Below are 24,970 nucleotides of genomic sequence, written 5' to 3' on the forward strand. Positions count from 1 at the left end.
CTATACGTTGGCTAAATATACACTTGAGGAAAGCTTACAACAAAGAATATTAATTCTAGATGGTGCAATGGGCACAATGATCCAACAGGTGCCTCTGACAGGTGAGGATTTTGGTGGGGAAGAATTGGACGGCTGTAATGAAATGCTAGTATTAACTCGTCCAGAAGTAATTCAGACGATTCATGAGCAGTATCTTGAAGCAGGTGCTGATCTCATTGAAACAAATACATTTGGTGCAACGTCTGTTGTACTTGCTGAATATGATATTCCGCAACGGGCTCGTGAAATTAATCTGGTTGCAGCAAAGCTAGCCCGTAATGCCGTTGATAAATATGATACACCAGATCGTCCCCGCTATGTTGTAGGTGCGATGGGTCCTACAACAAAGACACTCTCTGTTACGGGAGGCGTGACTTTCCAAGAGCTCGTTGATAGCTACGAGGAACAGGCAGTGGCATTGATTGATGGTCAAGTAGATGCGTTATTGCTAGAGACCTCTCAGGATACTTTGAACGTGAAGGCTGGAAGTATAGGTATTCGAAATGCATTTGAGAAGACGGGTATCAAATTGCCAGTGATGATTTCGGGAACAATTGAGCCGATGGGTACCACACTTGCCGGTCAGAACATTGAAGCATTCTATATTTCTTTAGAACATCTGAAGCCTATCTCTATAGGTCTGAACTGTGCGACGGGTCCAGAGTTCATGCGTGATCATATTCGTTCACTTTCTGCAATCTCTTCAGCGGCTGTGAGTTGTTATCCGAACGCTGGACTGCCAGATGAGAATGGGCATTATCATGAATCTCCTGATTCTCTTGCGCGTAAAATTGCTGCGTTTGCAGAAAAGGGATGGCTTAACATTGCGGGAGGTTGTTGCGGAACGACACCGGAACATATCCGTGCTATGTCGGAGGCACTTTCACAATTCCCTCCACGTCCGCTTGCAGGAAATCATCCACCGGCACTTTCAGGGATTGAACCTATTTATATTGAGAACGACAACCGTCCATACATGGTCGGTGAACGTACGAATGTATTAGGGTCGCGTAAGTTTAAACGTCTTATCGTCGAAGGTAAATATGAGGAAGCCTCAGAAATTGCCCGTGCACAGGTGAAGAGTGGTGCTCAAGTTATCGACGTCTGCGTGCAAGATCCGGACCGTGATGAGATTGAAGATATTAAGCTGTTTCTAGAATTAGTTGTAAAAAAGGTTAAAGTTCCTTTGATGATCGATACTACCGATCCGAAGGTTATTGACCTGGCGTTACAGTACTGTCAAGGTAAGGCGATAATTAACTCCATTAACCTTGAAGATGGTGAAGAAAAATTTGAGCTGGTCACACCATTGATTCATAAGTATGGCGCAGCTATCGTAGTGGGTACGATTGATGAGACAGGACAAGCAATTAAGGCTACGGACAAACTGGAAGTTGCCAAACGCTCCTACGACTTACTAGTGAACAAATACGGATTAGCTGGAGAAGACCTTATTTTCGACACGCTTGTGTTCCCTGTAGGAACCGGGGATGAACAATATATTGGCTCTGCTAAAGAAACTATTGATGGGATTCGTTTAATCAAAGAAGCACTTCCAGGTGTTCATACGATCTTGGGGATCAGCAACGTTTCCTTTGGATTACCGGAAGCAGGACGTGAAGTGCTGAATTCAGTATTTCTCTATGAGTGCACTAAGGCTGGATTGGATTATGCGATCGTAAATACCGAGAAGGTAGAACGTTATGCGTCTATTCCTGCTGAAGACCGTCGTCTTGCGGAGGAATTAATTTATAATACAAATGACGACACGCTTGCTGCTTTTGTAGCCGCCTTCCGAGGGAAAAAGGTTGAGAAAAAAGAGAAAATTTCTAACCTGTCACTAGAAGAGCGTCTGGCTTCATATGTTGTTGAAGGCACCAAAGAAGGACTTATTCCAGACCTTAATGAGGCGCTTACCAAATCAGGACCTTTGGAGATTATCAATGGCCCGCTAATGGCCGGGATGTCGGAGGTTGGACGGCTGTTTAATAACAATGAGTTGATTGTTGCTGAGGTGCTGCAAAGCGCTGAAGTAATGAAGGCTTCTGTTGGTCATTTAGAGCAGTTTATGAAGAAGGATGAGACATCGGTAAAAGGTAAGATCATGCTGGCAACTGTAAAAGGCGACGTGCATGATATAGGTAAGAATCTGGTGGAGATCATCTTATCCAATAATGGTTATCAGATCATTAATTTGGGTATAAAAGTACCACCTGAGACCATTATCGAAGCGTTTCGTCGTGAAAAAGCCGATGCGATCGGATTGTCTGGACTACTCGTAAAATCGGCACAGCAGATGGTGCTGACTGCGCAAGACCTACGCACGGCTGGGATTGATGTGCCTATTATGGTAGGTGGTGCTGCCTTGACTCGCAAGTTCACCAAAACACGTATCCGGCCGGAATATGATGGGCTGGTATTATATGCTAAGGATGCTATGGATGGACTCGATATTGCTAATCGGCTTATGAATCCTGTTGAACGGGAGAAAATTGCCGAGGAAATTCGAGTGGAAGCAGAATCCGCAGTGGCAGTTGCTCCTAAGCAAGAGCTTCCTACGCTGACTAGAGCTGTACGCTCCAAAATTTCTCCAGATGCACCTGTATTTGTTCCACCCGATTTAGAGCGCCATGTCATTCGTAATTATCCATTGGGGCATATTATCCCTTATGTGAACATGCAAATGCTGCTCGGTCACCATCTGGGGCTACGAGGTTCTGTAGAGGCGCAATTAGCTGCTGGTGATGAGCGGACTGTGGAGTTGAAAGGTACTGTCGATGACATTCTACATCAAGCGATGCTGGAAGGTACGATTACTCCTCATGCGATGTATCAATTCTTTCCGGCACAATCAAGTGGTAACGATATTATCGTGTATAATCCACAGAATACAGCCGAGATTCTGCATACCTTTACTTTTCCAAGACAAGGTGTTGAGCCTTATCTCTGTCTAGCGGACTTTTTGAAGTCGGTCGACAGTGGAATGATGGACTATGTTGGATTCCTCGTGGTAACTGCGGGACACGGTGTTCGTGAGCTCTCTACAGCCCTTAAGGATAATGGAGATTATTTACGCTCACATGCGTTACAATCTGTAGCGCTGGAAGTAGCAGAAGGATTAGCGGAGCGTGTTCATCACATGATGCGTGATACATGGGGCTTCCCAGATCCTGCAGATATGACCATGAAACAAAGACATGGGGCAAGATATCAAGGGATTCGTGTATCCTTTGGTTATCCTGCATGCCCAGATCTGGAAGATCAGGGACCACTATTTAAACTGTTATCCCCAGAGGATATCGGTGTTCACCTTACAGAAGGCTTTATGATGGAGCCTGAGGCTTCCGTTTCGGCGATGGTATTCGCTCATCCAGAAGCGCAGTATTTTAATGTAGAGAAGCTGTAATTCTTTCATTTATACACCCGGTCTGTAGGGGGATTGTATACCTTTCAGCGGAACCTCCCGTAACTGGGGGGTTTTTTGCTGGAAGAAGGACGTTTAGAATAGATAAGAGATAGTTCAGTCAATAAGAAGAAGGGAGGAAGAGGGATGGAAATATATTTTTTAGGTACGAATGCAGGGGTACCAACTATACAACGCAATGTAACGTCGATTGCATTAAGACTTCTGGAAGAACGCCGTAGCATTTGGATGTTCGATTGCGGGGAAGGGACTCAGCATCAGGTTCTTCGCTCACCGATTCGCCTAGGGAAGCTGGAAAAGCTATTTATTACACATTTACACGGAGATCATCTATTTGGTCTTCCAGGTTTATTATCTAGTCGTGGTTATCAGGGAGGGACATCTCCTTTAACGGTTTATGGTCCCCCTGGATTGAAGGCATACTTAGATATATCCTTAGCTGTGAGCCAATCCCGAATTCCATACAAGATTGAGATTGTCGAGCATACAGGAGGAACGGTATTTGAGGATGATGGTTTTAAAGTGGAGGCAGCATTATTAGAGCATCGTATTGATAGCTATGGTTACCGGGTAACGGAAAAGGATAGTCCCGGGAGCCTCAATACGGAATTACTAAAGAGTTATGGCTTAAAGCCTGGACCGTTATATGGAAAATTAAAAAAAGGTGAAGATGTTATAACGGATGGCGGTGTTCGTATCTGCGCTGCTGATGTTGTTAGAGAACCTAAAAGAGGGCGTATTGTTACGATCTTGGGAGACACAAGACCTTGTTCAGGAGCTTTAGAACTCTCACTTCATGCAGACCTTATCGTTCATGAAGCAACCTTTGCTCATGATCTGGCAGAAATGGCGTATCAATACCATCACAGTACAGCACGTCAAGCTGCAGAGCTAGCAAAGGAAGCCAATGCCGGCCAACTATTGTTGACTCATTTCAGCTCTCGTTACAGTTCGTCTGAAGAGTTGATTCCTTTGCTGGAAGAAGCTGAGCTCGTTTTTCCAGAGACATTGTTAGCGGAGGAATTCGGCACATATCCAATTTATCGAAGACAAAACGGGCAATTGGGGAAATGATTATTTTCCGGGAAAGCGCAGGAAATGACAGTGCTATGCTAAAAAATGCTCGATGAGTCTTTCGTTCGATTTCATTCGACGAAGTGTGTTAGATTTAAAGTAATTACAGCGTGAAAGAGGTACGAATGGCTGGAAATCTTGCCGAAAATAAACGGGTAATACCACCAAACAAAAAGTATTATTAATCATTCTAAATCCAAGCTGGGCTTAGGTTGAATGTTTATTAATACCATTATTAATTTAACACATTAATTAATTTTTTTATGGAAATAGAGGGATTTATAATGGAACAGATTAAAGGATTATTGATTGACTTAGATGGTACGTTATACCATGGGCATAAAATGATTCCTGGTGCTGATTTACTGATTAAAGGTCTGCGTGAAGCGGGCATTCCTTTTTTATTTGTTACCAACAATTCATCGCGTACAGCGGCTAATGTGGCTGCACATTTATGTGGAATGGGAATCGATGCGAAAGCTGAGGAGGTATGTACCTCATCAATGGCGGCCGCACGTTACATAGCTGAGGAATCACCTGGGGCTGCAGTGGCGATACTTGGAGAAGAGGGTTTGCATGTGGCTTGTACCGAAGCTGGGCTCCGCATCGTCACAGACTCACCCGATTATGTACTGCAAGGCATCGATCGCTCCTTCAACTATACGTCGCTCTCGCAAGCTTCGCGCTGGATTCTGGGAGGAGCAAAGTTTGTACTCACTAACCCAGACTTAATGCTGCCATCAGATGATGGCATTATGCCAGGCGCAGGAACGATCGGAGCAGCCATCGAGGCTGCTAGTGGAGTGAGTCCGGTAGTGATTGGCAAGCCGGAATCCCATTTAATCAAATTTGCGACAGATCTTCTTGGTATCGAGCCTGAACATGCAGTGGTTGTCGGTGATAATATGCGTACAGATATAGCAGCTGGAGTAAATGCGGGCTGTCGTACAGTTCTTGTATTTACCGGATTAACAAATGCAGAAAATCTTGACCACTATAAAAACCTTACCGGAATCTCACCGGATGAAATTTGTGCCGATTTAACTGAACTTAAAACGTTTCTCGGTGTATAATAGCTAGGATCTTATTACTTCACCAACCTAGAAGGGACGATGAGCTATGCCGGAATTGCCGGAAATGGAGAATTATAGAAAGCTGCTTAGTCAGCATATTATAAATGTGCCAATATCTGATGTAATCGTGAACAGAGAAAAATCAATTAATATGGAAACAGAAGCTTTTAGAAATGCATTGATCGGTGCGCGTGTTGTTTTTGTTGAGCGGCGTGCCAAGTATATTTTGTTTCATCTTCATGATGGACGAAGACTACTTTTACATTTGATGCTTGGTGGAATACTTTTTTATGGAACGGAGGAAGAACGGCCGGATCGTAACACACAAGTCGAAATTGCATTTGGAGATCATACCCTTTACTTCATAGGACTTCGCTTAGGGTATTTACATTTGCTGTCGGTTAAGGAAAGCGAAGCCACAATGGGTAAACTTGGACCTGAGTTGCTGGATCGTCGAATGACGCTGGAACGATTCACAGGATTATTAAAGGGACGGCGAGGTGCGCTCAAAAGCCTGTTAGTAAATCAGCATGTGATGGCTGGAGTCGGGAATTGCTACGCCGATGAGATTGCTTTTGAAGCTAGGCTTTTACCTTCTGCACTAGTACAGAATTTAACAACTGAATCTATAGCCCGTCTTTATGAGAGCATCCAAAAAGTACTGACTGAGGCCACTGAAATTGGTGGGTACATGGAAATGCCGTTTATGACTGGGGATACTGTTACAGGTTCATATAATAATCAATGTAAAGTGTATGATCGTGAAGGTGAGTCTTGTCTTCGTGATGGGGGAACAATTATCAAAACAGAGCTATCTGGACGCAAAGTGTTTTATTGCCCAGACTGTCAGCATGACCAATAGTCTTCAAATAGGGGCTCATGTCAGCATTCGCGGTGGTTATGGGAGAGCTGCCCGATTCGCTTGGGAGAGCGGTGCAACATGTTTTCAATATTTTCCTAAAAATCCGCGTAGTTTGAAACTTAAACAGGTAGATGTACGAGATACGAGGGATTGTGCGCTCTTTTGCCAAGACAAAGGGATTACTTCGATTGCTCACACACCCTATGGGATTAACATGGCGGCTGGTGTAGATGATGTTACTCCGCGAAAGGTTTATGTATCCTCTCTCTTAAATGATCTAGAGATTGCAGAAGCTTGTGGTTCATTAGGCATCGTTGTTCATTTTGGACATTTTGGTGGAATGGAGCCGTTACAAGGCTATCAAAATATTATACAATGTATGAATGATGTGCTTCAGTCCTGGGATGGTCGTACTAAGCTGCTTATAGAGAATCAAGCGGGCAACCATGGAAATGAAGGGATTACACTTGAAGAACTCGTGAAAGTTCGAGAGCTTAGCCAATTTCCGGAGAAAATAGGATTTTGTTTGGACACCTGTCACGCTTACGCAGCTGGTATCTGGAACCCTGAGCGAACGGAAGACTTCCTTGAACGTGGAGAGCGACTTGGATTTTGGCCACATCTTGTTGCTGTTCATTTAAATGAATCTAAGTTTCCTTTCGACTCAAGACGCGACAGACATGCTGGAATCGGACAAGGACATATTGGAGAGCAGGGGCTGAAAAGCTTATTGTCCTCCGAGCTTTTACGAAGTTCAGCTGTTGTCTTGGAAACTGAGAAGGGTACGGATGGCAGTCACCGAAAAGAAATTGCCATTGTGCGTGGTTGGTTTGAAGCGGAGGCGTAATTGTGATTCATATCTATATGGATGATCTTCGAAAGGTACCTAAAGGGTTCGCTCTGGCTCGTTCGACGGAAGAATGTCTTCTAATGCTGCGTGAGTGCGAGGTGGATATTTTATCACTGGATTACGATATGGGGCCGGGTGATTATTCGGGTGGAGAAGTTGCCAGACGGATCGTACTGGAAGGACTGTTCCCCCGAGAAATCTATTTGCACACTTCCAGTCTGTGGGGGCGAAAAGAAATGTATGAGATCTTATATACTGCTAAACCTGAGGGGATGCTTTTGGTAAATAGTCCCCTAAGTTCTGATAAGCTTCACGATATCGCCGAGGAGACGAACTTGAAATGAAGGTAATGAATGAAGTGGAATTACTGGAGGCGCTCAAGAGTTCAGGAGAACCGCTTGTAGTATTCTTACACACTCCACTGTGCGGTACTTGTAAGGCTGCTGAACGGATGTTAGAGGTGGCGGCTCATCTATTGCCTGCTGAACTTCAAATGGTTACAGGTAATGTGAACATGCTGCCGAATTTGGTTCAACAATATCGTATTACGAGCGTTCCTGCACTACTTGTAGCTTCTGCAGAACGGGAAGATGATCCGAAAGTTTATTATTCCATGGTTTCAGTTGAGCGAGTACTGGAATACATAAGGAGTGTTACATCATAATCATTTCATTACAACATTTATCTCTCCGCAGGGAAGAAAACTTAATCTTGGACGATGTGTCGCTAGAAGTTAAAGAAGGTGAGAACTGGGTCATTTTGGGACGGAATGGCTCCGGTAAAACCACAATTTTAGAGATGATGACTGGTTATTTGTTTCCTAGCAAAGGGACTGTAGAAGTGCTGGGTTATAAATATGGACAATGTGATATACGTGAGGTTCGTAAAGAAATTGGCTATATCGGGCCTTCCTTGATGGAAAAGATGTCATTAGAAGATCCGGTGTGGGAGGTCGTAGCAACAGGTGCTTACGCTTATTTGCGTTTCTACGAGACGATCCCCTCCGAAGTAAAAGAGAAAGCAATCAGCATGCTGGAAGATATGAATCTAGGCAATATGGCATTTCATCCTTTTGGGACCTTGTCACAGGGGGAACGTAAAAAGGCTATGCTGGCAAGATGTCTTATGGCTGACCCTAAGCTATTAATTATGGACGAGCCATGTGCCGGCCTTGATCTATATGAAAGGGAAAAAATGCTGGCTGAAATAGACAAGCTGAGACAGCGTAATGTTTCTGTAGTATACGTAACTCACCATGTGGAAGAAATTGTCCCGCTTTTCACGCATGTTGCATTAATCCGTGAGGGTAAGTTAGCTGGATCTGGACCGAAAGAAGAAGTATTAACGAAAGAAATGATCTTGGCCACTTATGATATTCCTGTTGATGTTGAATGGGATAGCGGTCGTCCCTGGATTAAAATTAGACCTGGAGGCAAAACGATTTGAACGATTTAAGACAAGATACCGAAGAGCAGAACATTGCTCCGGAAGAAGAAGTGTATTCCCGATATATTTGTACAGCAAATCACGGATTTGCGCCTTATGCGCAAGAAGAGCTTCGCCGTTTATTCGGTGCTGTGAAGAGTACCTTGTTACTACCAGGAGAAATCTTTCTGGCTACATTGCAATCTGAACCAGAGGAAGTAACGCGCCTACTCACACAGAATCTTCCCATTTTCCTGCGTCATATACAGCCTGTTCAGTTTCAGGATGAAGGAACCATGGAAGCTCTACAGCGTTTAGCGGTGTATTTAAGTCGCCACACTGAGCTTGAGGGTGAGAAGGTATCCCTGAACGTTCGTAAAGGTGATCCTTCCTTCTGGCAGGACAGTCCAGGAGAACTTCGTGAATGGCTCCAAGAGCAATTGCAGAGCTTAGGCGCAGAATTTACTGTGCAAGATCCAGCCTGGGTTATTTCAGTCTACGCAGACGGGAATGCCTTATATGCAGGTGTGTCCAGACCAGAAGCGAATTTATCTAGCTGGAATGGCGGTGCCATCCGTTTCCGAAAGGAGGATGGACAAATCTCACGTGCCAAGTTTAAACTAATGGAAGCCGAGAAGGAGTTTGATATTCCTTTTTACAGCTTCCGTAATGCGTTAGATATTGGTGCTTCTCCAGGTGGGTGGACTTCTTTCTTACTGGAACGTGGAATGAAGGTTACTGCGGTTGACCCTGCGTTAATGCATGAGTCCCTTCGTAATTATCCGGGCTTGAAAATCCTTCGTAAAAACGCAGGAGAAGTAAAATTCCGGGACAATGAATTTGATCTGCTCGTGTGCGATATGAGCTGGAGTCCTAAGCTGATGGCGAAGCTAGTAACCGGGTTACTCCACAGTCTGTCACCGGGTGGGACGGCCATTGTGACCGTAAAACTGATGCATAAGAAACCACTTGCGATGATCAAAGAAATTATTGCGATGTTTGAAGGGGAGCGAATGCAGATTCAGCGTGCAAAGCAGCTATTCCATAATCGTGATGAAATTACACTTTATATGATTAAATACTAATCAAACAAATTTTAATTTTCTAAGGGAAAGCATCCCGTTATTAACGTGACCGTATTTTGCGGTAAGAACGTTAATGGCGGAAGCTTTCTCTTTTTTTTTTGCGAAAAGGGGGAGTAAGTTTGTATTTTGAGACAAAACTTAAGATTGGACAGGTTATTGATGACAGATACAGAATTACGGGCCATATTGGTTCAGGTGGGATGAGTAATGTTTATCTTGCGGAAGATTTGCGTCTAAAGGGTAAACGATGGGCTGTAAAAGAAAGCTTATGCTTAGATGAGCTGCATTCTGACATCCAAGCGGAAGCCGATATGTTAATTACACTAGACCACACACGATTGCCGCGTATTGTCGATTTCTATCTTCCAGATCGAGAAGGGTATTCCTATTTAATCATGGACTATATTGAAGGTGTGAGCTTGAGTCAGCTAATGAAGGATAATCCCGGACCTTTGCCAAGTGACTTCATCATTCAGGCGGCTAAACAGCTTTTAGAAGTCCTTCAATATCTGCATAGTCATCAACCACCGATTATCTATCGTGATCTAAAGCCTTCAAATATCATGTTGACACTGCAAAAAGAACTGATGTTAATTGACTTTGGGATCGCACGAAGCTACAAACACGGTATCTCTGAAGATACGGTTAAGCTTGGTACGGTTGGATTCGCGGCACCTGAGCAATATGGAAGTGGGCAGAGTCAGCCGGTATCCGATTTATATGGATTAGGTGCATTAATTCTCTTTATGGCAACTGGAGGGCAATGTAGTCAATGGGAGTCTGGGATGGAGGATCGGCTATATAACCATATGCCAGCTGGCATTATTCCAATCATAAGACGCTTATTACGACATCACCCGGAAGAGCGTTATCAGAATGCGAAAGCAGTTCTACAGACGCTAATTCGTATGGAGTCCGAAATGGTTAGAGTAAATGATTTTACTATTTCAGTCCCACATTCTCTAGAAAAGAGAAAAGCGATGGTCATTGCCATACTCGGAGTTGCTTCAGGTCTTGGAACAACACATACTTCATTCGCAGTGAGTAGCTTACTTGCACAGAAGGGGGCAACTGCATGGGTTGATTTTTCTCCTGATTCATCGGTTTATGAACGCATTCGCAGCATGTTACATACACAGATTACAACTGTTGCATCCAAGAATGAGATATCTGCTTTTTCATGGAAAGGGGTGCATTATTGGAAACGTCCTATTCACGGAAAAATGGCTGATTTGATGAGAGGGGATTATCAATTTGTAGTGTTGGATCTTGGCGTTGGGGAATATGAAGGGGCGCTTGATGAGTTCAAATATAGCGATATGCCGATTCTAATTACTTCTGGTGCAGATTGGCGACTCGAAGATTTACTAGTGTGGCTTAGGCGTAAAAGGTTACAGCCTGAAACGAATTGGAGGGTGGGGTTACCACTCGCAGAACCCTCAACTGTACATCTGTTGCAAACCGCTATAGGTACAGATAAGATTTATGGACTACCTTTTCAGCAAGATCCATTCAAGCCTAAGGGGAAGTTGGTAGAAGTGATCAATGAAATGTTTGAGGGAGTATTAGATGTACCCAGTAAGGGGAAAAGCCGTAGTTTTTTTCAAAAGAAAGGCTGAATAAAGCGGTTCTCTATGCTTCCTCTTTTCACTCAACTAACTTTTAGTTCAGTGTTGCATTAAAGTGTGTTAAAATATATATTTATACGTGTTTTGAAAAATATAAGAAAGTATAAGTTTTACACTATACTTTATCTTTATATTTCTTGCATGAACGCTTACCGTCCTATAGGGACGCCGAAGACGTTTCTGCTTGAAATATAAGAAAGTATAAGCTTCACACTATACTTTATCCTTATATTTTTACGAGAAACGGTTGTCGTCTTTAAAAGATGACAACGTCGTTTCTTCTTATTACGCATTATTTAAGTATAGACAGGAGCTTGCGGAGAATTTATGAGTTTACTTAGTGTAGAAGACGTTTCCCACAATTTTGGGGATCGGACGTTGTTTAAAAATGTTTCTTTCCGGTTGTTACCGGGTGAGCATGTAGGAATCGTAGGAGCAAATGGCGTAGGAAAATCGACGCTTATGAATATTTTGACTGGAAAACTGTTGAAGGATAGTGGAAAAGTAGAGTGGACGCCTCGCGTCCGTTACGGTTACTTGGATCAGCATACGATCTTAACGCCAGGGAAAACCATCCGTGATGTATTGAAGGACGCTTTCTTGCCACTTTTAGAGCTGGAACAGGAAATGCTAACTATAACTGAAAAGATGGGCGACGCTTCTCCTGAAGAGTTAGAGATGTTACTCGAGCAAATGGGGGACATTCAGGAACAGCTGGACATCGGAGATTTTTATCTTATTGATGTAAAAGTGGAGGAAATGGCGAATGGTCTTGGCCTATCCGTTATTGGACTTGACCGTGATGTCGCTTCACTAAGTGGGGGTCAGCGCACAAAGGTTCTGCTCGCGAAGCTTCTGCTTGAGAAACCGAATGTACTATTGCTGGATGAGCCTACTAACTATTTGGATGTTGAGCATATCGACTGGTTAACTAACTATTTGAAGCAATATCCATATGCATTTATATTGATCTCTCATGATACGGAATTCATGAATAAAGTCGTAAATGTGGTTTATCACCTGGAGTTCGGCAAACTTACTCGATACACTGCGAACTACGAGAAATTTCTGAATATGGCCGAGATGAATAAGATCCAACACATAGATGCTTATGAGAAACAACAGGATTTTATTAAGAAACAAGAGGATTTCATTCAGCGTAACAAAGCTCGTGCCTCCACATCTGGACGGGCGAAGAGCCGTGAGAAACAGTTGGATCGTATGGATCGAATTGATCGACCAGAAGAAGCTGCAAAACCTACCTTTAAGTTTAAAGAAAGTCGGGCCAGCGGGAAAACAGTCTTCGAAGGCATTGATTTCGAGATTGGTTACGACCGTCCGTTGCTTCCTATGCTGAACATGACCATTGAACGTGGAGAAAAGATCGCTATAACTGGTTGCAATGGTGTCGGTAAATCGACGCTACTGAAGACTATTCTTGGCGTGATTCCTACGTATAGCGGTAAAACCTATCTAGGAGATTATCTGAACTCAGCGTATTTCCAACAAGAAGTGAAAGCAGCTAATCTTACACCTATTGAGGATGTCTGGAATGAATTTTCTAGTCTAACTCAGAATGAAGTGCGTGGACATCTAGCTCGATGTGGTCTGAAAAATGAGCATATTACCAGACCGCTTAGCATGCTGAGTGGTGGCGAACAAGCTAAGGTCCGTCTATGTAAGCTGTTGATGCGTGAGAGCAACTGGGTTCTGTTCGATGAACCTACCAATCACCTTGATGTTATTGCCAAGGCAGAGCTGAAGCGGGCATTACAAGAATATAAAGGCACAGTCCTGCTCGTCTCCCATGAACCTGATTTCTATGAAGACTGGGTTACGAAAATTTGGGATGTTGAACAGTGGTCAGCAGTACAAGTATAGAATCTTCATACTCCCGGGGAATAGCAGACGATCTGCTGTTCTCCGGTTTTTGGATACGGGGAGGGAAACCGAATGATTCATACAGATGGTCGTGAAGATCGTTATTCTCGTCAGGTGCGATTTGCGCCATTTGGAGAAGAGGGACAAGAAAGGCTCGCGCAGTCTAGTGTTTTAGTAGTGGGAGCAGGTGCGCTTGGTACAGGGATTGCAGAGACGCTGGTACGCTGCGGGGTAGGCAAAATTATTTTAGCTGACCGTGATTATGTAGAGTGGAGTAACCTTCAGAGGCAACAGCTCTATACTGAGGTAGATGCTATTGAACGTATGCCTAAGGCTGCTGCTGCGCAGCGCAGACTTCAACAGATTAATTCTGAGGTCGTTATTGAAGCCTATGTTATAGATGTTCGTGCCGAAGAGTTGGAAGGGCTTGTTTCAGGGGTTGATCTGATCATGGATGGTACAGACAATTTTGATACTCGGCTCATTATTAATGATATGGCGCAAAAGCACGGTATTCCTTGGATCTATGGTGCATGTGTAGGGAGTTATGGAATAACCTATACGATTTTGCCAGGAGAAACTCCATGTCTCCATTGTCTTCTAGGTACAGTACCGCTAGGAGGTGATACCTGTGATACCGCAGGTATACTTCCGCAAGCAGTACAACTAGTTACGGCAAATGCAACGGCAGAGGCGCTGAAACTACTAGGTAAGCGTAAAGAACAATTAAGAAACAAACTGTTAACGTTTGATGTGTGGCGGAATGAATACCATGAAATTGGAGTGAAAGCTGCCAAAAAGAAAAACTGCCCTTCTTGTGGGAGTCATCCGATCTATCCCTATCTAATGGCAGCGAATACCGAACGAGGCGATGTTCTTTGTGGAAGGGATACAGTACAAATTCGCCCTGCGAGACCACAGAAGCTTAACTTGCAGGAAACTGCGGACCGTTTGTCTCGTTTAGGAAGCGGAAGCGTGGACAGCAACGCTTATCTGATTTCTTTTATAGAAGGGCCTTATCGGTTAGTAATTTTTGCTGATGGTAGAGCGTTGATTCATGGAACAAAAGATATTGCTGCTGCTCGGAGCTTTTATCATCGATATTTTGGATAAAGAAGCTGTAAATAGGTGTTCAGGCCATTTCTTAGGAATGGTCTTTTTGTTTTCCGGGAATTCTATACGTACCGCAGTGATGCTGGTGCAAGTCATATGGATATGGGGGAACTTTGTGATTGAGCAAATAATATGGTATATGGCTGATAGCAGTAGTAGAGAAGAAGATCGAACCGTTATAGAAAGTGTGCTACAAGATATTGGACTTGAAGCAACAAAAAGCGAAGATCCCGAGGATCTCCGCTTATCCATATCAAAAGTAGAACCGGTACTGCTGCTTGCTGAGTTATGCGAGGTGGGGACTTGGGAAGGCTGGGACATAATTTCCGCTGTAAGAGCTGAGGGGATGATTCTACCGGTAATGGTGATTTCCGGTGAACAATCTGAATCTGGAACTGGGGCAGTTTCGGCGTTCTCAGCCGGGGGTAATGAATATATGACAAAGCCTTTACATACCGGTGAATTCAAACACAGAATTCTAAATTTGTTAACCCTTACTGGACGGCGTCGAAATTTAAATCAAATACTGAGAGTCGATGGTTTAATGCTCGATCCCAGCCGCAGGTTTGTAAGTCGCGACGGGATCGAGTTAAAAATGACACCCAAAGAATTTGATCTATTGTATTATCTCGCTGCGAACCAAGGAATGATATGCTCTCGCATCGAGATACTTAAGGAAGTATGGGGTTACCAATTTCACGCAGATACCAATGTTGTAGATGTTTACATCAGACATATCCGTTTGAAAATGGATAAAGGTCACCGGAACAAGTTGATTCACACCGTTCGCGGAACAGGATATGTAATGAGGGCGCCCGAAGGCGGCACCACATCCTGAGACTATTTCTCTATTATAGTTAGAACTCTACAGAGTCGTTGTTTACAGTACGCGGCGAGCCTTTAAATATGTTTTTTTCCAATTACCGGAGTTAAGATCTGAAATCGTAACACCTGGTTTGCCGTAAGTGTGCAGAATTTTGCCATTGCCAGCATAAACAGCAACGTGAGTTACATTTTTACCGTTTGCTCTGCTACCGCTGGAGAAAAATACTAGATCACCTACACGAAGGTCAGCTTTCGATACTGCTTTCCCTACTTTAGATTGATCTACGGATGTACGAGGCAATGTTACATTATATTGTTTAAAGATGTATTTTGTAAAAGAAGAGCAGTCAAAAACTTTAGTAGTAGAAGTGGATGCACCGAATTTGTAAGGCACTCCCATATATTTCTTCCCGAGATTAACTACGCTTTGACCTTTAGATACGGAAGCTGCTTCAACTTTCGTTGCGCCTACGCCTGTTGCCATCATTGTACCCAAGCCCATTGTAGTAACCATTCCTATAACAATCGCTTTTTTAATCCATTGTTGTTTATTCATGTTGTATTACCTCCAAGGTGTTAGTCTTTGTTGTTGTGTTTGTCTGTCTTGCTTGCCTGATTCGTAGTATAGCAGGTTATCTATGACATAAAAATTGGAAGAGGTGCAATAAAGTGAGGCTGGGTATGGGTTGTAAGCGTTTTATTAAAAATTCATTAAAAGTTACAAAAAATTAATAATTTGATGTAATAGGATCTTAAAAAAGCCGGAAAACCCTTGGTACAAAAGAGTTTTTACGGCTTTTTCGAATTTGAGATAAAAGTTACAATGATGTTTCTAAACTATAAAAAAGTAGCATTTTTACGTTAAACATGATCTCTATGTATCTAGTCTTTACTCTGAATGATCAGCAACAATCCACTTCGAATGGTAACCGTCCCTGAGGATGAAACCAGTTTGTTACTCACACCAAGTGATTGTCCAAGCTTTAGTGTAGCGTTAGTCAATGGATATTGAAATCCTTCTAAGGTAATACCCGATACTTCTGGGGTTAAAGGCAGTAAAGAAACGTAGGTATAGCCTAAATCGTTGATAACTGCTTGGGATCCTGTAAGGGTTATATAGTTATGCGTGTCCATGACGTAGCAGTTGATTTGACGTTGTAGGGCTCTTGTCATCATTTGAATGCTAGCCAGGGAGTGGTCAATTCGAGTACCTGTAACACCTAATAGTAGAATAGAATCGGGTTGCTGATCCATCGCAATATCTAGCGCCATCTCACTATCTGTCAAATCTTTGTTCACGGCATCACAGGTGATAGTCTTCTTGCTTTTGGATTCAATATCTTGAAGCGCTTCAGGCGAAACGGAATCAAAATCACCTACTGCTATATCTGGTGTATATCCGTGTGAAATGAGAAATAGCGCTCCCTGATCCGCACCGATAATAAAATCATCTTCATCTAATAGGTTGAAATATTCTGGAGACAGTTCTCCACCTGCAAAAATTACGACTCGTTTGGATGACATAACATCCATTCCTCCTCTTAAACCTCTTGTTGAGTATCCTGTCCAGTATAATGCAGATCGAAAGGTTGCACAATTGACCTCGAGAACGCTAAAATGAGAGTGTGCGATCTTTTGAGTATAAATTCACATATAATTAGGTTTAACAACGGGAGGTGAACAAAATCGTAAGAGTACTGTTTGTATGTCTGGGTAATATTTGTCGATCACCAATGGCGGAGGCTGTTCTGCGGCATAAGATTAATGAACGAGAACTATCTGATAAGATTCTTGTAGACTCAGCGGGAACTGGAGATTGGCATATAGGAAAAGAGCCGCATGAAGGAACAAGACGTATCCTTGATCAGAACGACATTAGCTATGAGAACATGTTAGCGCGGCTAGTCGACAGTGAAGATTTTCAAAAATTTGACTATATCGTCTGCATGGACAAGTCTAATGGAGAGAATGTTCGAAAGATTCCAGGTGGGAAAGACGCCGAGCTAATGTTCTTCATGGATTTATTGCCTGAGGAGGAGCTGCGCGAAGTGCCGGATCCGTATTTTACAGGTAATTTTGAACAGGTATATGATTTGATCAACGCGGGCTGTGACATATTGCTGGAAAGAATGATAAGAGAAAAGCTGTAACCCATTCGGATTACAGCTCTCTCTGTATGATTCATATGGTAAATCGAGGGAAATTGCTGGATTTAACTGTAAGCGCAATCAAGTAATCTACATACTGTTCTTTAGATGTTCACTATTTACTACTATCAATAGGTCATTATGCGTTTAAGAAATAGAGTAGAGATTCTGGTAGCTCTTTCTGCCAGAAGCCCCAGAGATGAAGTCCGTCTTTCTCTCGGTAGGATACGGTTGCTCCGCGTAATTCAAGCAATGTTTTTGTTTCTCGATTCATCTGAACAAAATCATAAATGCCAGTATCCGTTTTGTATTCTGTTTCCTGCAGACCAACGACCATATTAATGTTGAGCCAGGAGAGATCCTCTTCTTTAGCCAGCATGTCGCGGGATTCAGGATAGAATGCACCGGAAAGGCTGATGATACGTGTGAAGATCGCAGGATAAGCAAGTGCAAGGTGGAGCGATACACTGCCCCCAAGGGAGTCGCCTGCTAAGATTCGTTCGTCCGGAGTACGGCGCACAGGATATTTTTGTTCAATGAAGGGAATAATCTCTTCGGAAAAGCAAGATAAGTACTGCTTGAATCTGCTTCCAAAAGGAGCGTATTCTTGAGTCCGAACAGCGACGTCTACTTCGACACCAACAATGATGAAGGGCTCCACGTCTTCTTCTATAATAAGACGTCCAGCGAGTGTAGCGATACGGCCAAAGTTAAAGAACTCTTCGCCGTCTTGGCAGTATACCACTGGGTAGCTCAAGACTTCGTTGTAGCCGGGAGGAAGATAGATGCGTAATTTACGTTCCTCCTGCAGATGTTTACTCCAAAGCGTTTCTTTTACAATTGTGCGTTTCAGAAAAACAGAATCGCTCATAGTTGCCACGTCACCTTTCTTGTCGAATTTTGCAATACACAACGGTTTGCTCTAAAATGAATAGCTGAGTAACTGTGTGATTAATCATTTACTTGTTCCAAAAGCTTTAAACTGTTATATAAAAATAAATCACCTGTTATACATACAAAATTTAAAGAAATATAAATTTTATAAGTATTTCTTTGACGAAAGTAACCAAACAGGTGTATAATAATATTATAACAGAGGCAGCTGATATTCAAATTTTTTTATTGAGGTGAAGATAATGAGTAAAGTTCCTTATGAAGTGTATACAGAGGACGTCGAGGCTCTAACGGTACTTTCCCCGGATGGAGAAATTATCAACAAGGATAAAATGCCTGATTTAACCGACGATCAACTGAAAGAAATTATGTATCGTATGGTATTTACCCGTACTTGGGATGATCGTGCAGTAAATCTTGGTCGTCAAGGCCGACTTGGTTTCTACGCACCGGTATCCGGTCAAGAAGCTACTATGATTGGTAGCGAGTACGCTTTGGAGAAAGAAGACTTCTTATGCCCAGGCTACCGTGATATTCCGCAGCTAGTATGGCACGGACTTCCATTGTACCAAGCATTCTTATATTCCCGTGGACACCAACATGGTGGAGCTATTCCTGATGGCGTTAATGTATTGATGCCACAAATTATCATCGGCGCGCAAATCCTGCACGCTACAGGAATTGCAATGGGCTTTAAATTGAAGAAACAAAAGAGTGTTGCAATTACTTACACTGGTGATGGCGGTTCTTCTGAAGGCGACTTCTATGAAGGCTTGAACTTTGCTGGTCGCTTTAAACTGCCTGTTATCTTCTTTGTTCAAAACAACGGTTACGCGATTACGACTCCATTCGCAAAACAAACAGCTTCCAAATCGATCGCTCACAAAGCGGTTGCAGCTGGTATCCCGGGAATTAAAGTTGACGGCATGGACATCTTTGCAGTAATCAGTGCTGTTCGTGACGCTGCTGAGCGTGCACGTAATGGCGAAGGTGCTACATTGATCGAAGCTGTAACTTACCGTTTCCGTCCACACTCCCTTTCTGACGATGCAAGTAAATATCGTTCGAAAGAAGAAGAAGGACAATGGAGCGAAAAGGATCCAATCAACCGTCTTGCCAAGTATTTGGAGAAGAAAGGTCTTTGGACTGAAGAAGATACGCTGCGCGTGAAAGACGAAGCGAAAGCTACTGTTAACGAGCAGATTAAAAAAGCTGAACAAACCGAAAAAATGACTATACCTGGCTTGATCGACAGCATGTTCGAAGTAACACCTAAACATCTGGAAGAGCAAAAAGCCGATTTTGAATAAGGGGGATATCAGGCAATGGCACAAATGAATATGAAAGAAGCGATCCGCGACGCGATGCGCGTTGAACTGAATCGTGACCCTAACGTTCTTATCTTCGGAGAGGATGTTGGTAATGTAGGTGGCGTTTTCCGTGTAACGGAAGGGCTGCAAAAGGAATTTGGCGAAGATCGTATTTTTGATACTCCACTAGCTGAGTCCGCTATCGGTGGTCTGGCATTTGGTCTTGGTGTACAAGGCTTCCGCCCAATTGCAGAAATTCAATTCGTTGGTTTTATCTTTGAAGCACTTGATCAGATCGTTGTTCAAGCGGCACGTCTGCGCTGGCGTTCTGGCGGTAAATATAATGCTCCAATCGTATTCCGTACTCCTTTTGGTGGCGGAGTTAAGGCTGCTGAGCTTCATACAGATTCACTCGAAGGTTTGATTGCACAAAGCCCGGGTATTAAAGTAGTAATTCCTTCAAACCCATATGATGCTAAGGGACTTCTTATCGCGTCTATCCGCGACAATGACCCTGTATTCTTCATGGAGCATTTGAACCTTTACCATGCATTCCGTGCTGAAGTGCCAGAAGGTGAATACACTGTTGAACTTGGCAAAGCTAACGTAGTACGTGAAGGTGCTGATGTATCTATCATTACTTACGGGCTGATGGTACATACAGCTACCAAAGCAGCCGAGCAACTCGAAAAAGAAGGCATTAACGTTGAAATTATTGACCTTCGTACTGTAAGTCCAATCGACATCGACACTATTGTAGCGTCTGTGAAGAAGACTAACCGTGCTATCGTAGTACAAGAAGCTCAAAAGAGCTCCGGTGTTGCTGCTGAGGTTATTGCACAAATTAACGAAAAAGCATTGCTGCACTTGGAAGCACCTGTTCTTCGGATCGCAGGTCCGGACACAGTATATCCATTCGCACAAATTGAAGATACATGGCTTCCAAACCCTGCGCGTATTATTGCAGGCGTGAAGAAAGTTTTGGATTTCTAAAATATTTTTTCTATGAGAAACGGTTGTCATCCTTTATGGATGACAACGTCGTTTCTTCTTCTGAATTCTAACCATAAGATCAGTCCCAATTTCACAAGGAGGTTTTCAAAGTGGCAAAGTTTGAATACCGATTCCCTGAACTAGGTGAAGGTTTGCATGAAGGTGAAATCATCAAAATGCATATCAAAGCCGGTGACAAGGTAACGGATGATGATATCGTAATGGAAGTTCAAAATGATAAGGCGGTAGTTGAGGTGCCTTGTCCAGTGAACGGTACCGTGTTGGAAGTTTTGACTAAAGATGGCCAAGTTTGCCGTGTTGGCGAAGTTGTAGCTATTATCGAAGCTGAGGGCGACGTGCCTGAGCAAGAAGGCCATGCTGCTGAAGAAGCTCCAGCTGCACCTGCACCTGCTGCACCAGCTCCTGCGAATGCTAAATCAGCGAACTTTGAATATCGGTTCCCAGAATTGGGTGAAGGTCTGCATGAAGGTGAAATCATCAAAATGCATATCAAAGCCGGTGACAAAGTAACCGATGATGATATCATCATGGAAGTTCAAAATGACAAGGCAGTAGTTGAAGTTCCTTGTCCAGTGAACGGTACTGTGTTGGAAGTTCTGACTAAAGATGGTCAAGTATGCCGTGTTGGCGATGTTGTAGCTATCATTGCTGCAGAAGGTGACGTTCCTGAACAAGCAGGTCATGCTTCCGCAGAAGCAGATGCAGCAAAAGGAAGTGCAAATACCACTTCTTCCCCTGCAGCAACTAGCCCATCTGATGCTAAACAAGGTGGATCTGTTAGTGCAGCACCAGCGCCTGACCGTGATGTGTTGGCTACACCAAGCGTTCGTAAATTTGCTCGTGAGCAAAAAGTGGATATCTCTAAAGTGAACGGAACTGGAAAAGGCGGCAAAATCACTCGTGAAGACGTTGAAGCATTCTTGAAAGGTGGTTCAGCACCTGCGGCAGCGGCAACTCCTGCAGCGGCAGCTTCTGAAGCTCCTAAGGCTGCTAAAACTGAAGCTAAAGCAACATCTGCAGCAGCGAGCGGTAATGTTAGTCTTGAAGAAGAACGTGTACCATACAAGGGCATTCGTAAAGCGATCGCCAATGCAATGGTAAAATCGGCTTACACTGCACCGCACGTTACAATTATGGACGAAGTAGATGTTACTGAACTGGTAGCATTCCGTACACGGATGAAACCAATCGCTGAGAAAAAAGGCGTTAAGGTTACTTACCTTCCGTTCATTGTTAAAGCATTGGTTGCAGCTTCCCGTCAATTCCCAGCGCTTAACGCTATGATTGATGAAGAAGCAGGCGAGATTGTTTACAAGAAATACTACAACATCGGTATCGCTACTGATACACCAAACGGCTTGATCGTTCCAGTTATCAAAGATGCTGACCGTAAGAGCATCTGGATGATCGCTAGCAGCATCACTGACCTTGCAGTTCGTGGTCGTGACGGTAAATTGTCTGCTAACGAAATGAAGGGCAGCACGATCTCCATCAGTAACATTGGTTCTGCTGGCGGTATGTTCTTTACTCCAATCATTAACTTCCCTGAAGTGGCTATCCTCGGAACTGGCCGTATCAGTGAAAAAGCAGTAGTTAAGAATGGTGAAATCGTAGTTGCTCCTGTAATGGCGTTGTCACTCAGCTTTGACCACCGTATTATCGATGGTGCGACTGCTCAAAACTTTATGAACTACATTAAATCGCTGCTCAATAATCCTGAGCTGCTGGTTATGGAGGTATAATTATGGTAGTAGGAGACGCTTCTCTAGATATTGACACATTGGTCATTGGTGCAGGTCCTGGTGGGTATGTGGCGGCAATTCGTGCCGCCCAGCTCGGCCAAAAAGTCCTCATCGTGGATAAATCGGAACTCGGCGGTGTATGTTTGAACCGTGGATGTATTCCTTCTAAAGCACTGATTGCTGCTGCACATCAGTTCGAATCTGCTAAGCATGGTGAAGTTTTCGGTGTTACTGCTGAGAACGTTAAAGTGGATTTTGCCAAAACTCAAGAGTTCAAAAACGGCGTAGTTAAGAAAATGACTAGCGGTGTGACTAGCTTGATGAAAGGCAACAAAATTGAAGTATTTAACGGCGAATGCATGTTTATCAGCGACACAGAAGCACGTGTGTTCAATGATCATGAATCCCCACGTTATCGCTTCAAACACTGCATCATTGCTACAGGTTCCCGTCCGATTGAACTGAAACCTTTCCCATTCGGTGGACGCATTCTGTCTTCGACTGAAGCTCTTGAGCTTCCAGAAATTCCGAAGAGTATGATCGTAATCGGTGGTGGTTACATCGGCGCTGAGCTTGGCCAAATGTACTCCAAATTCGGTACTAAAGTAACAATCATCGAAGGTTTGGATACTGTACTTCCAGGCTTTGATAAAGATATGACTCGTCTTGTTGCGAAAAACATGGCTAAAACTGGCATCGAAATCGTAACTAACGCTAAAGCTGAAAGTGCTGTACAGAACGACAAGGAAGTTACCGTGAAATATTCTGTTGGTGGCGAATCCAAAGAAGTTACTGCGGATTACTTGCTTGTAACTGTAGGCCGTCGTCCTAACACTGATGGTGAACTTGGACTAGACCTGATCGGTCTTGAGCTCGACGAGCGTGGATTGATCAAAGTCGATCACCAAGGTCGCACAAGCATTCCTAACATCTTCGCTATCGGCGACGTTGTTCCAGGTCTGGCGTTGGCTCACAAAGCTTCTTACGAAGGTAAGATTGCCGCAGAAGCGATTGCAGGACTTACATCTGTTGTTGACTACAAAGTCATCCCAGCAGTTGTGTTTACAGATCCTGAATGCTCAAGCGTTGGTTTGACTGAGAAAGAAGCGAAAGACAAAGGCTACAAAGTGAAAGCTGGTAAGTTCCCATTTGCAGGGAATGGCCGCGCCGTATCTTTGAACAGCCCAGAAGGTTTCATCAAAATTGTTGCTAACTCCGAAAACAATCTTGTGCTTGGTGCACAAATCGTTGGTATCGAAGCTTCTAACTTGATCGCTGAACTTGGTTTGGCAATTGAAATGGGCGCAACACTTGAAGATATCGCTTTGACTATTCATGCGCATCCAACCCTTGGCGAAATCGTCATGGAAGCTGCTGAACTGGTTGAAGGTCACCCTATTCACGTAATGAAATAATTTCTCTACCCAATTGCTCTAGCAGGCACTGAAAGGCGGAACGCATTTGCGTTTCGCCTTTTTGAGTTTTCCACTTTTTTGAAAAAAGATATAATGGGAGGAGATGAAACAATTTGAGCGAATACACTATAAAATCATTCATCCGTATTTTAAAAACTTATATAGGGAGGACAAATGATGAAACCCAATAAGTTAAAGCCTGGTGATGAGTTGCGAATCATCTCACCTGCCAGAAGTCTGTCGTTAATCGCTGCTGAACAAAGGAAAATTGCCAAAGAACAGCTGCAAAAATTAGGTTTTCGGATATCATTTTCCGTAAATTCTTTTGAGAAGGATGATTTTGCTTCCTCATCGATCGATTCTAGAATAGAGGATTTGCACGAAGCTTTTTTAGATCCGAATGTTAAAGGGATTCTTACGACCATTGGAGGCTTTAATAGCAATCAACTGCTACGTTATATCGACTATTCCATCATTGCAGAGCATCCTAAACGATTATGCGGGTATTCGGATATTACTGCTTTAAGTAATGCAATCTATGCTAAAACAGGATTAGTTACATATTCAGGACCACATTTTTCTAGCTTCGCAATGCTTCACGACAATGAATATACCACCGAATATTTCCGTAAGCTGATGATGGACAACAAAGAAATAGTGGTGAGGCCTTCGAAGCATTGGAGTGATGATGAGTGGTATCTGGATCAGGAGAACCGTGTATTTATCAGAAATGAAGGTCCGTTCATTATCAATGATGGAGAAGCGAAAGGGACAATTATCGGTGGGAACCTCTGTACACTAAATCTTTTGCAGGGAACGGAGTATATGCCAAGTTTAAAAAATTCGATATTATTTCTTGAGGATGATTATGAGTCATCGCCTGCAACCTTTGATAGGGATTTACAATCGCTGATTCATCAACCAGATTTTCAGCATGTTAAAGGATTGGTTATTGGCAGATTCCAACAAGAATCACGTATGACTAAAGAACTGTTGATCAAAATCATAACTTCGAAAGAAGAGCTATCAGACATTCCTGTCATTGCAGACGTGGACTTTGGACATACATCCCCTATGATTACTTTCCCTGTAGGTGGACAAGCCTCACTTCGTGCTTATGGGGTTAGAGTAGAGTTAAGAATATCGGAGTAGTGAATTCCTCAGATTAT

The 24,970-nt window shown here is 43.3% G+C and carries 22 protein-coding genes; 19 read left to right on the forward strand and 3 right to left on the reverse strand.

Annotated features, from left to right (window positions below):
* Nucleotides 1–67 precede the first annotated feature (67 nt).
* The 13 genes from metH to NSQ29_RS10225 all read left to right on the forward strand — a co-directional run bounded on the left by metH (nucleotide 68) and on the right by NSQ29_RS10225 (nucleotide 15,292).
* A complete protein-coding gene (gene metH / locus NSQ29_RS10165) occupies nucleotides 68–3,445 on the forward strand; it encodes a methionine synthase (RefSeq protein WP_442950259.1) in 3,378 nt (1,125 codons plus the stop codon).
* A gap of 144 nt (nucleotides 3,446–3,589) precedes the next feature.
* The gene (rnz, locus tag NSQ29_RS10170) at nucleotides 3,590–4,537 is read left to right on the forward strand and encodes a ribonuclease Z (protein ID WP_341124960.1); all 948 of its coding nucleotides are present in this window, start codon (nucleotides 3,590–3,592) and stop codon (nucleotides 4,535–4,537) included.
* Nucleotides 4,538–4,821: 284 nt separating this feature from the next.
* A complete protein-coding gene (locus NSQ29_RS10175; RefSeq protein ID WP_076298751.1) occupies nucleotides 4,822–5,610 on the forward strand; it encodes an HAD-IIA family hydrolase in 789 nt (262 codons plus the stop codon).
* A gap of 46 nt (nucleotides 5,611–5,656) precedes the next feature.
* Nucleotides 5,657–6,472 (forward strand): Fpg/Nei family DNA glycosylase, encoded by an 816-nt coding sequence (locus NSQ29_RS10180; RefSeq protein WP_341124961.1) that lies wholly within the window; start codon nucleotides 5,657–5,659, stop codon nucleotides 6,470–6,472.
* Entirely contained in the window at nucleotides 6,396–7,319 is a 924-nt protein-coding gene (locus NSQ29_RS10185; protein WP_445739158.1) for a deoxyribonuclease IV, read from the forward strand. Before NSQ29_RS10180 ends, NSQ29_RS10185 begins: the two co-directional genes overlap by 77 nt.
* 2 nt (nucleotides 7,320–7,321) lie before the next feature.
* A complete protein-coding gene (locus NSQ29_RS10190; protein WP_341124962.1) occupies nucleotides 7,322–7,666 on the forward strand; it encodes a cyclic-phosphate processing receiver domain-containing protein in 345 nt (114 codons plus the stop codon).
* Nucleotides 7,663–7,986 carry a thioredoxin family protein gene (locus NSQ29_RS10195; protein ID WP_341124963.1) on the forward strand — a complete coding sequence of 108 codons (324 nt, stop codon included), beginning with the start codon at nucleotides 7,663–7,665 and terminating at the stop codon, nucleotides 7,984–7,986. The genes NSQ29_RS10190 and NSQ29_RS10195 overlap by 4 nt, the downstream gene beginning before the upstream one ends.
* On the forward strand, nucleotides 7,986–8,768 hold the full coding sequence (locus tag NSQ29_RS10200) for an ABC transporter ATP-binding protein (RefSeq protein WP_076283544.1): 783 nt from the start codon (nucleotides 7,986–7,988) through the stop codon (nucleotides 8,766–8,768). Before NSQ29_RS10195 ends, NSQ29_RS10200 begins: the two co-directional genes overlap by 1 nt.
* Nucleotides 8,765–9,832 carry an SAM-dependent methyltransferase gene (locus NSQ29_RS10205; protein WP_340970165.1) on the forward strand — a complete coding sequence of 356 codons (1,068 nt, stop codon included), beginning with the start codon at nucleotides 8,765–8,767 and terminating at the stop codon, nucleotides 9,830–9,832. The genes NSQ29_RS10200 and NSQ29_RS10205 overlap by 4 nt, the downstream gene beginning before the upstream one ends.
* Nucleotides 9,833–9,951: 119 nt before the next feature.
* The gene (locus tag NSQ29_RS10210) at nucleotides 9,952–11,451 is read left to right on the forward strand and encodes a serine/threonine protein kinase (RefSeq protein WP_341124964.1); all 1,500 of its coding nucleotides are present in this window, start codon (nucleotides 9,952–9,954) and stop codon (nucleotides 11,449–11,451) included.
* Between the two features lie 336 nt (nucleotides 11,452–11,787).
* The gene (locus NSQ29_RS10215) at nucleotides 11,788–13,341 is read left to right on the forward strand and encodes an ABC-F family ATP-binding cassette domain-containing protein (protein ID WP_042188823.1); all 1,554 of its coding nucleotides are present in this window, start codon (nucleotides 11,788–11,790) and stop codon (nucleotides 13,339–13,341) included.
* A gap of 72 nt (nucleotides 13,342–13,413) precedes the next feature.
* Nucleotides 13,414–14,454, forward strand: a complete 1,041-nt coding sequence (locus tag NSQ29_RS10220) for a ThiF family adenylyltransferase (RefSeq protein ID WP_341124965.1) — start codon at nucleotides 13,414–13,416, stop codon at nucleotides 14,452–14,454.
* The gene (locus tag NSQ29_RS10225; protein WP_341124966.1) at nucleotides 14,399–15,292 is read left to right on the forward strand and encodes a response regulator transcription factor; all 894 of its coding nucleotides are present in this window, start codon (nucleotides 14,399–14,401) and stop codon (nucleotides 15,290–15,292) included. The genes NSQ29_RS10220 and NSQ29_RS10225 overlap by 56 nt, the downstream gene beginning before the upstream one ends.
* Nucleotides 15,293–15,334: 42 nt before the next feature.
* Here the strand turns inward: NSQ29_RS10225 and NSQ29_RS10230 are convergent, their stop codons facing one another.
* Together NSQ29_RS10230 and NSQ29_RS10235 are read right to left on the reverse strand one after the other, a co-directional pair.
* Nucleotides 15,335–15,835: a C40 family peptidase gene (locus tag NSQ29_RS10230; protein ID WP_339241593.1), complete on the reverse strand. Its 501-nt coding sequence runs from the start codon at nucleotides 15,833–15,835 to the stop codon at nucleotides 15,335–15,337.
* Between the two features lie 326 nt (nucleotides 15,836–16,161).
* Entirely contained in the window at nucleotides 16,162–16,803 is a 642-nt protein-coding gene (locus NSQ29_RS10235) for a thiamine diphosphokinase (RefSeq protein ID WP_076283550.1), read from the reverse strand.
* Nucleotides 16,804–16,964: 161 nt separating this feature from the next.
* On the opposite strand from NSQ29_RS10235, the gene NSQ29_RS10240 reads away from it, so the two are divergent.
* A complete protein-coding gene (locus tag NSQ29_RS10240) occupies nucleotides 16,965–17,429 on the forward strand; it encodes a low molecular weight protein-tyrosine-phosphatase (RefSeq protein ID WP_076283779.1) in 465 nt (154 codons plus the stop codon).
* 136 nt (nucleotides 17,430–17,565) lie between these two features.
* Here the strand turns inward: NSQ29_RS10240 and NSQ29_RS10245 are convergent, their stop codons facing one another.
* Nucleotides 17,566–18,297 (reverse strand): alpha/beta hydrolase, encoded by a 732-nt coding sequence (locus tag NSQ29_RS10245; RefSeq protein WP_341124967.1) that lies wholly within the window; start codon nucleotides 18,295–18,297, stop codon nucleotides 17,566–17,568.
* Between the two features lie 265 nt (nucleotides 18,298–18,562).
* Between NSQ29_RS10245 and pdhA the strand changes: the two genes are divergently transcribed.
* The 5 genes from pdhA to NSQ29_RS10270 all read left to right on the forward strand — a co-directional run bounded on the left by pdhA (nucleotide 18,563) and on the right by NSQ29_RS10270 (nucleotide 24,953).
* Nucleotides 18,563–19,630, forward strand: coding sequence for a pyruvate dehydrogenase (acetyl-transferring) E1 component subunit alpha (gene pdhA, locus NSQ29_RS10250; RefSeq protein WP_042188812.1), 1,068 nt, complete (start codon nucleotides 18,563–18,565; stop codon nucleotides 19,628–19,630).
* 15 nt (nucleotides 19,631–19,645) lie between these two features.
* Nucleotides 19,646–20,623, forward strand: a complete 978-nt coding sequence (locus NSQ29_RS10255; protein WP_042188810.1) for an alpha-ketoacid dehydrogenase subunit beta — start codon at nucleotides 19,646–19,648, stop codon at nucleotides 20,621–20,623.
* Nucleotides 20,624–20,733: 110 nt separating this feature from the next.
* On the forward strand, nucleotides 20,734–22,386 hold the full coding sequence (locus tag NSQ29_RS10260) for a 2-oxo acid dehydrogenase subunit E2 (RefSeq protein WP_076283552.1): 1,653 nt from the start codon (nucleotides 20,734–20,736) through the stop codon (nucleotides 22,384–22,386).
* Between the two features lie 2 nt (nucleotides 22,387–22,388).
* The gene (lpdA, locus tag NSQ29_RS10265) at nucleotides 22,389–23,801 is read left to right on the forward strand and encodes a dihydrolipoyl dehydrogenase (protein ID WP_042188806.1); all 1,413 of its coding nucleotides are present in this window, start codon (nucleotides 22,389–22,391) and stop codon (nucleotides 23,799–23,801) included.
* A 177-nt stretch (nucleotides 23,802–23,978) separates the two neighbouring features.
* A complete protein-coding gene (locus tag NSQ29_RS10270; RefSeq protein ID WP_341126748.1) occupies nucleotides 23,979–24,953 on the forward strand; it encodes a S66 family peptidase in 975 nt (324 codons plus the stop codon).
* The last annotated feature ends 17 nt before the right edge of the window (nucleotides 24,954–24,970 follow it).

Origin of the sequence: Paenibacillus sp. FSL F4-0236 (genome assembly GCF_038000135.1) — a bacterium.
Classification (GTDB): Bacteria; Bacillota; Bacilli; order Paenibacillales; family Paenibacillaceae; genus Paenibacillus_AQ.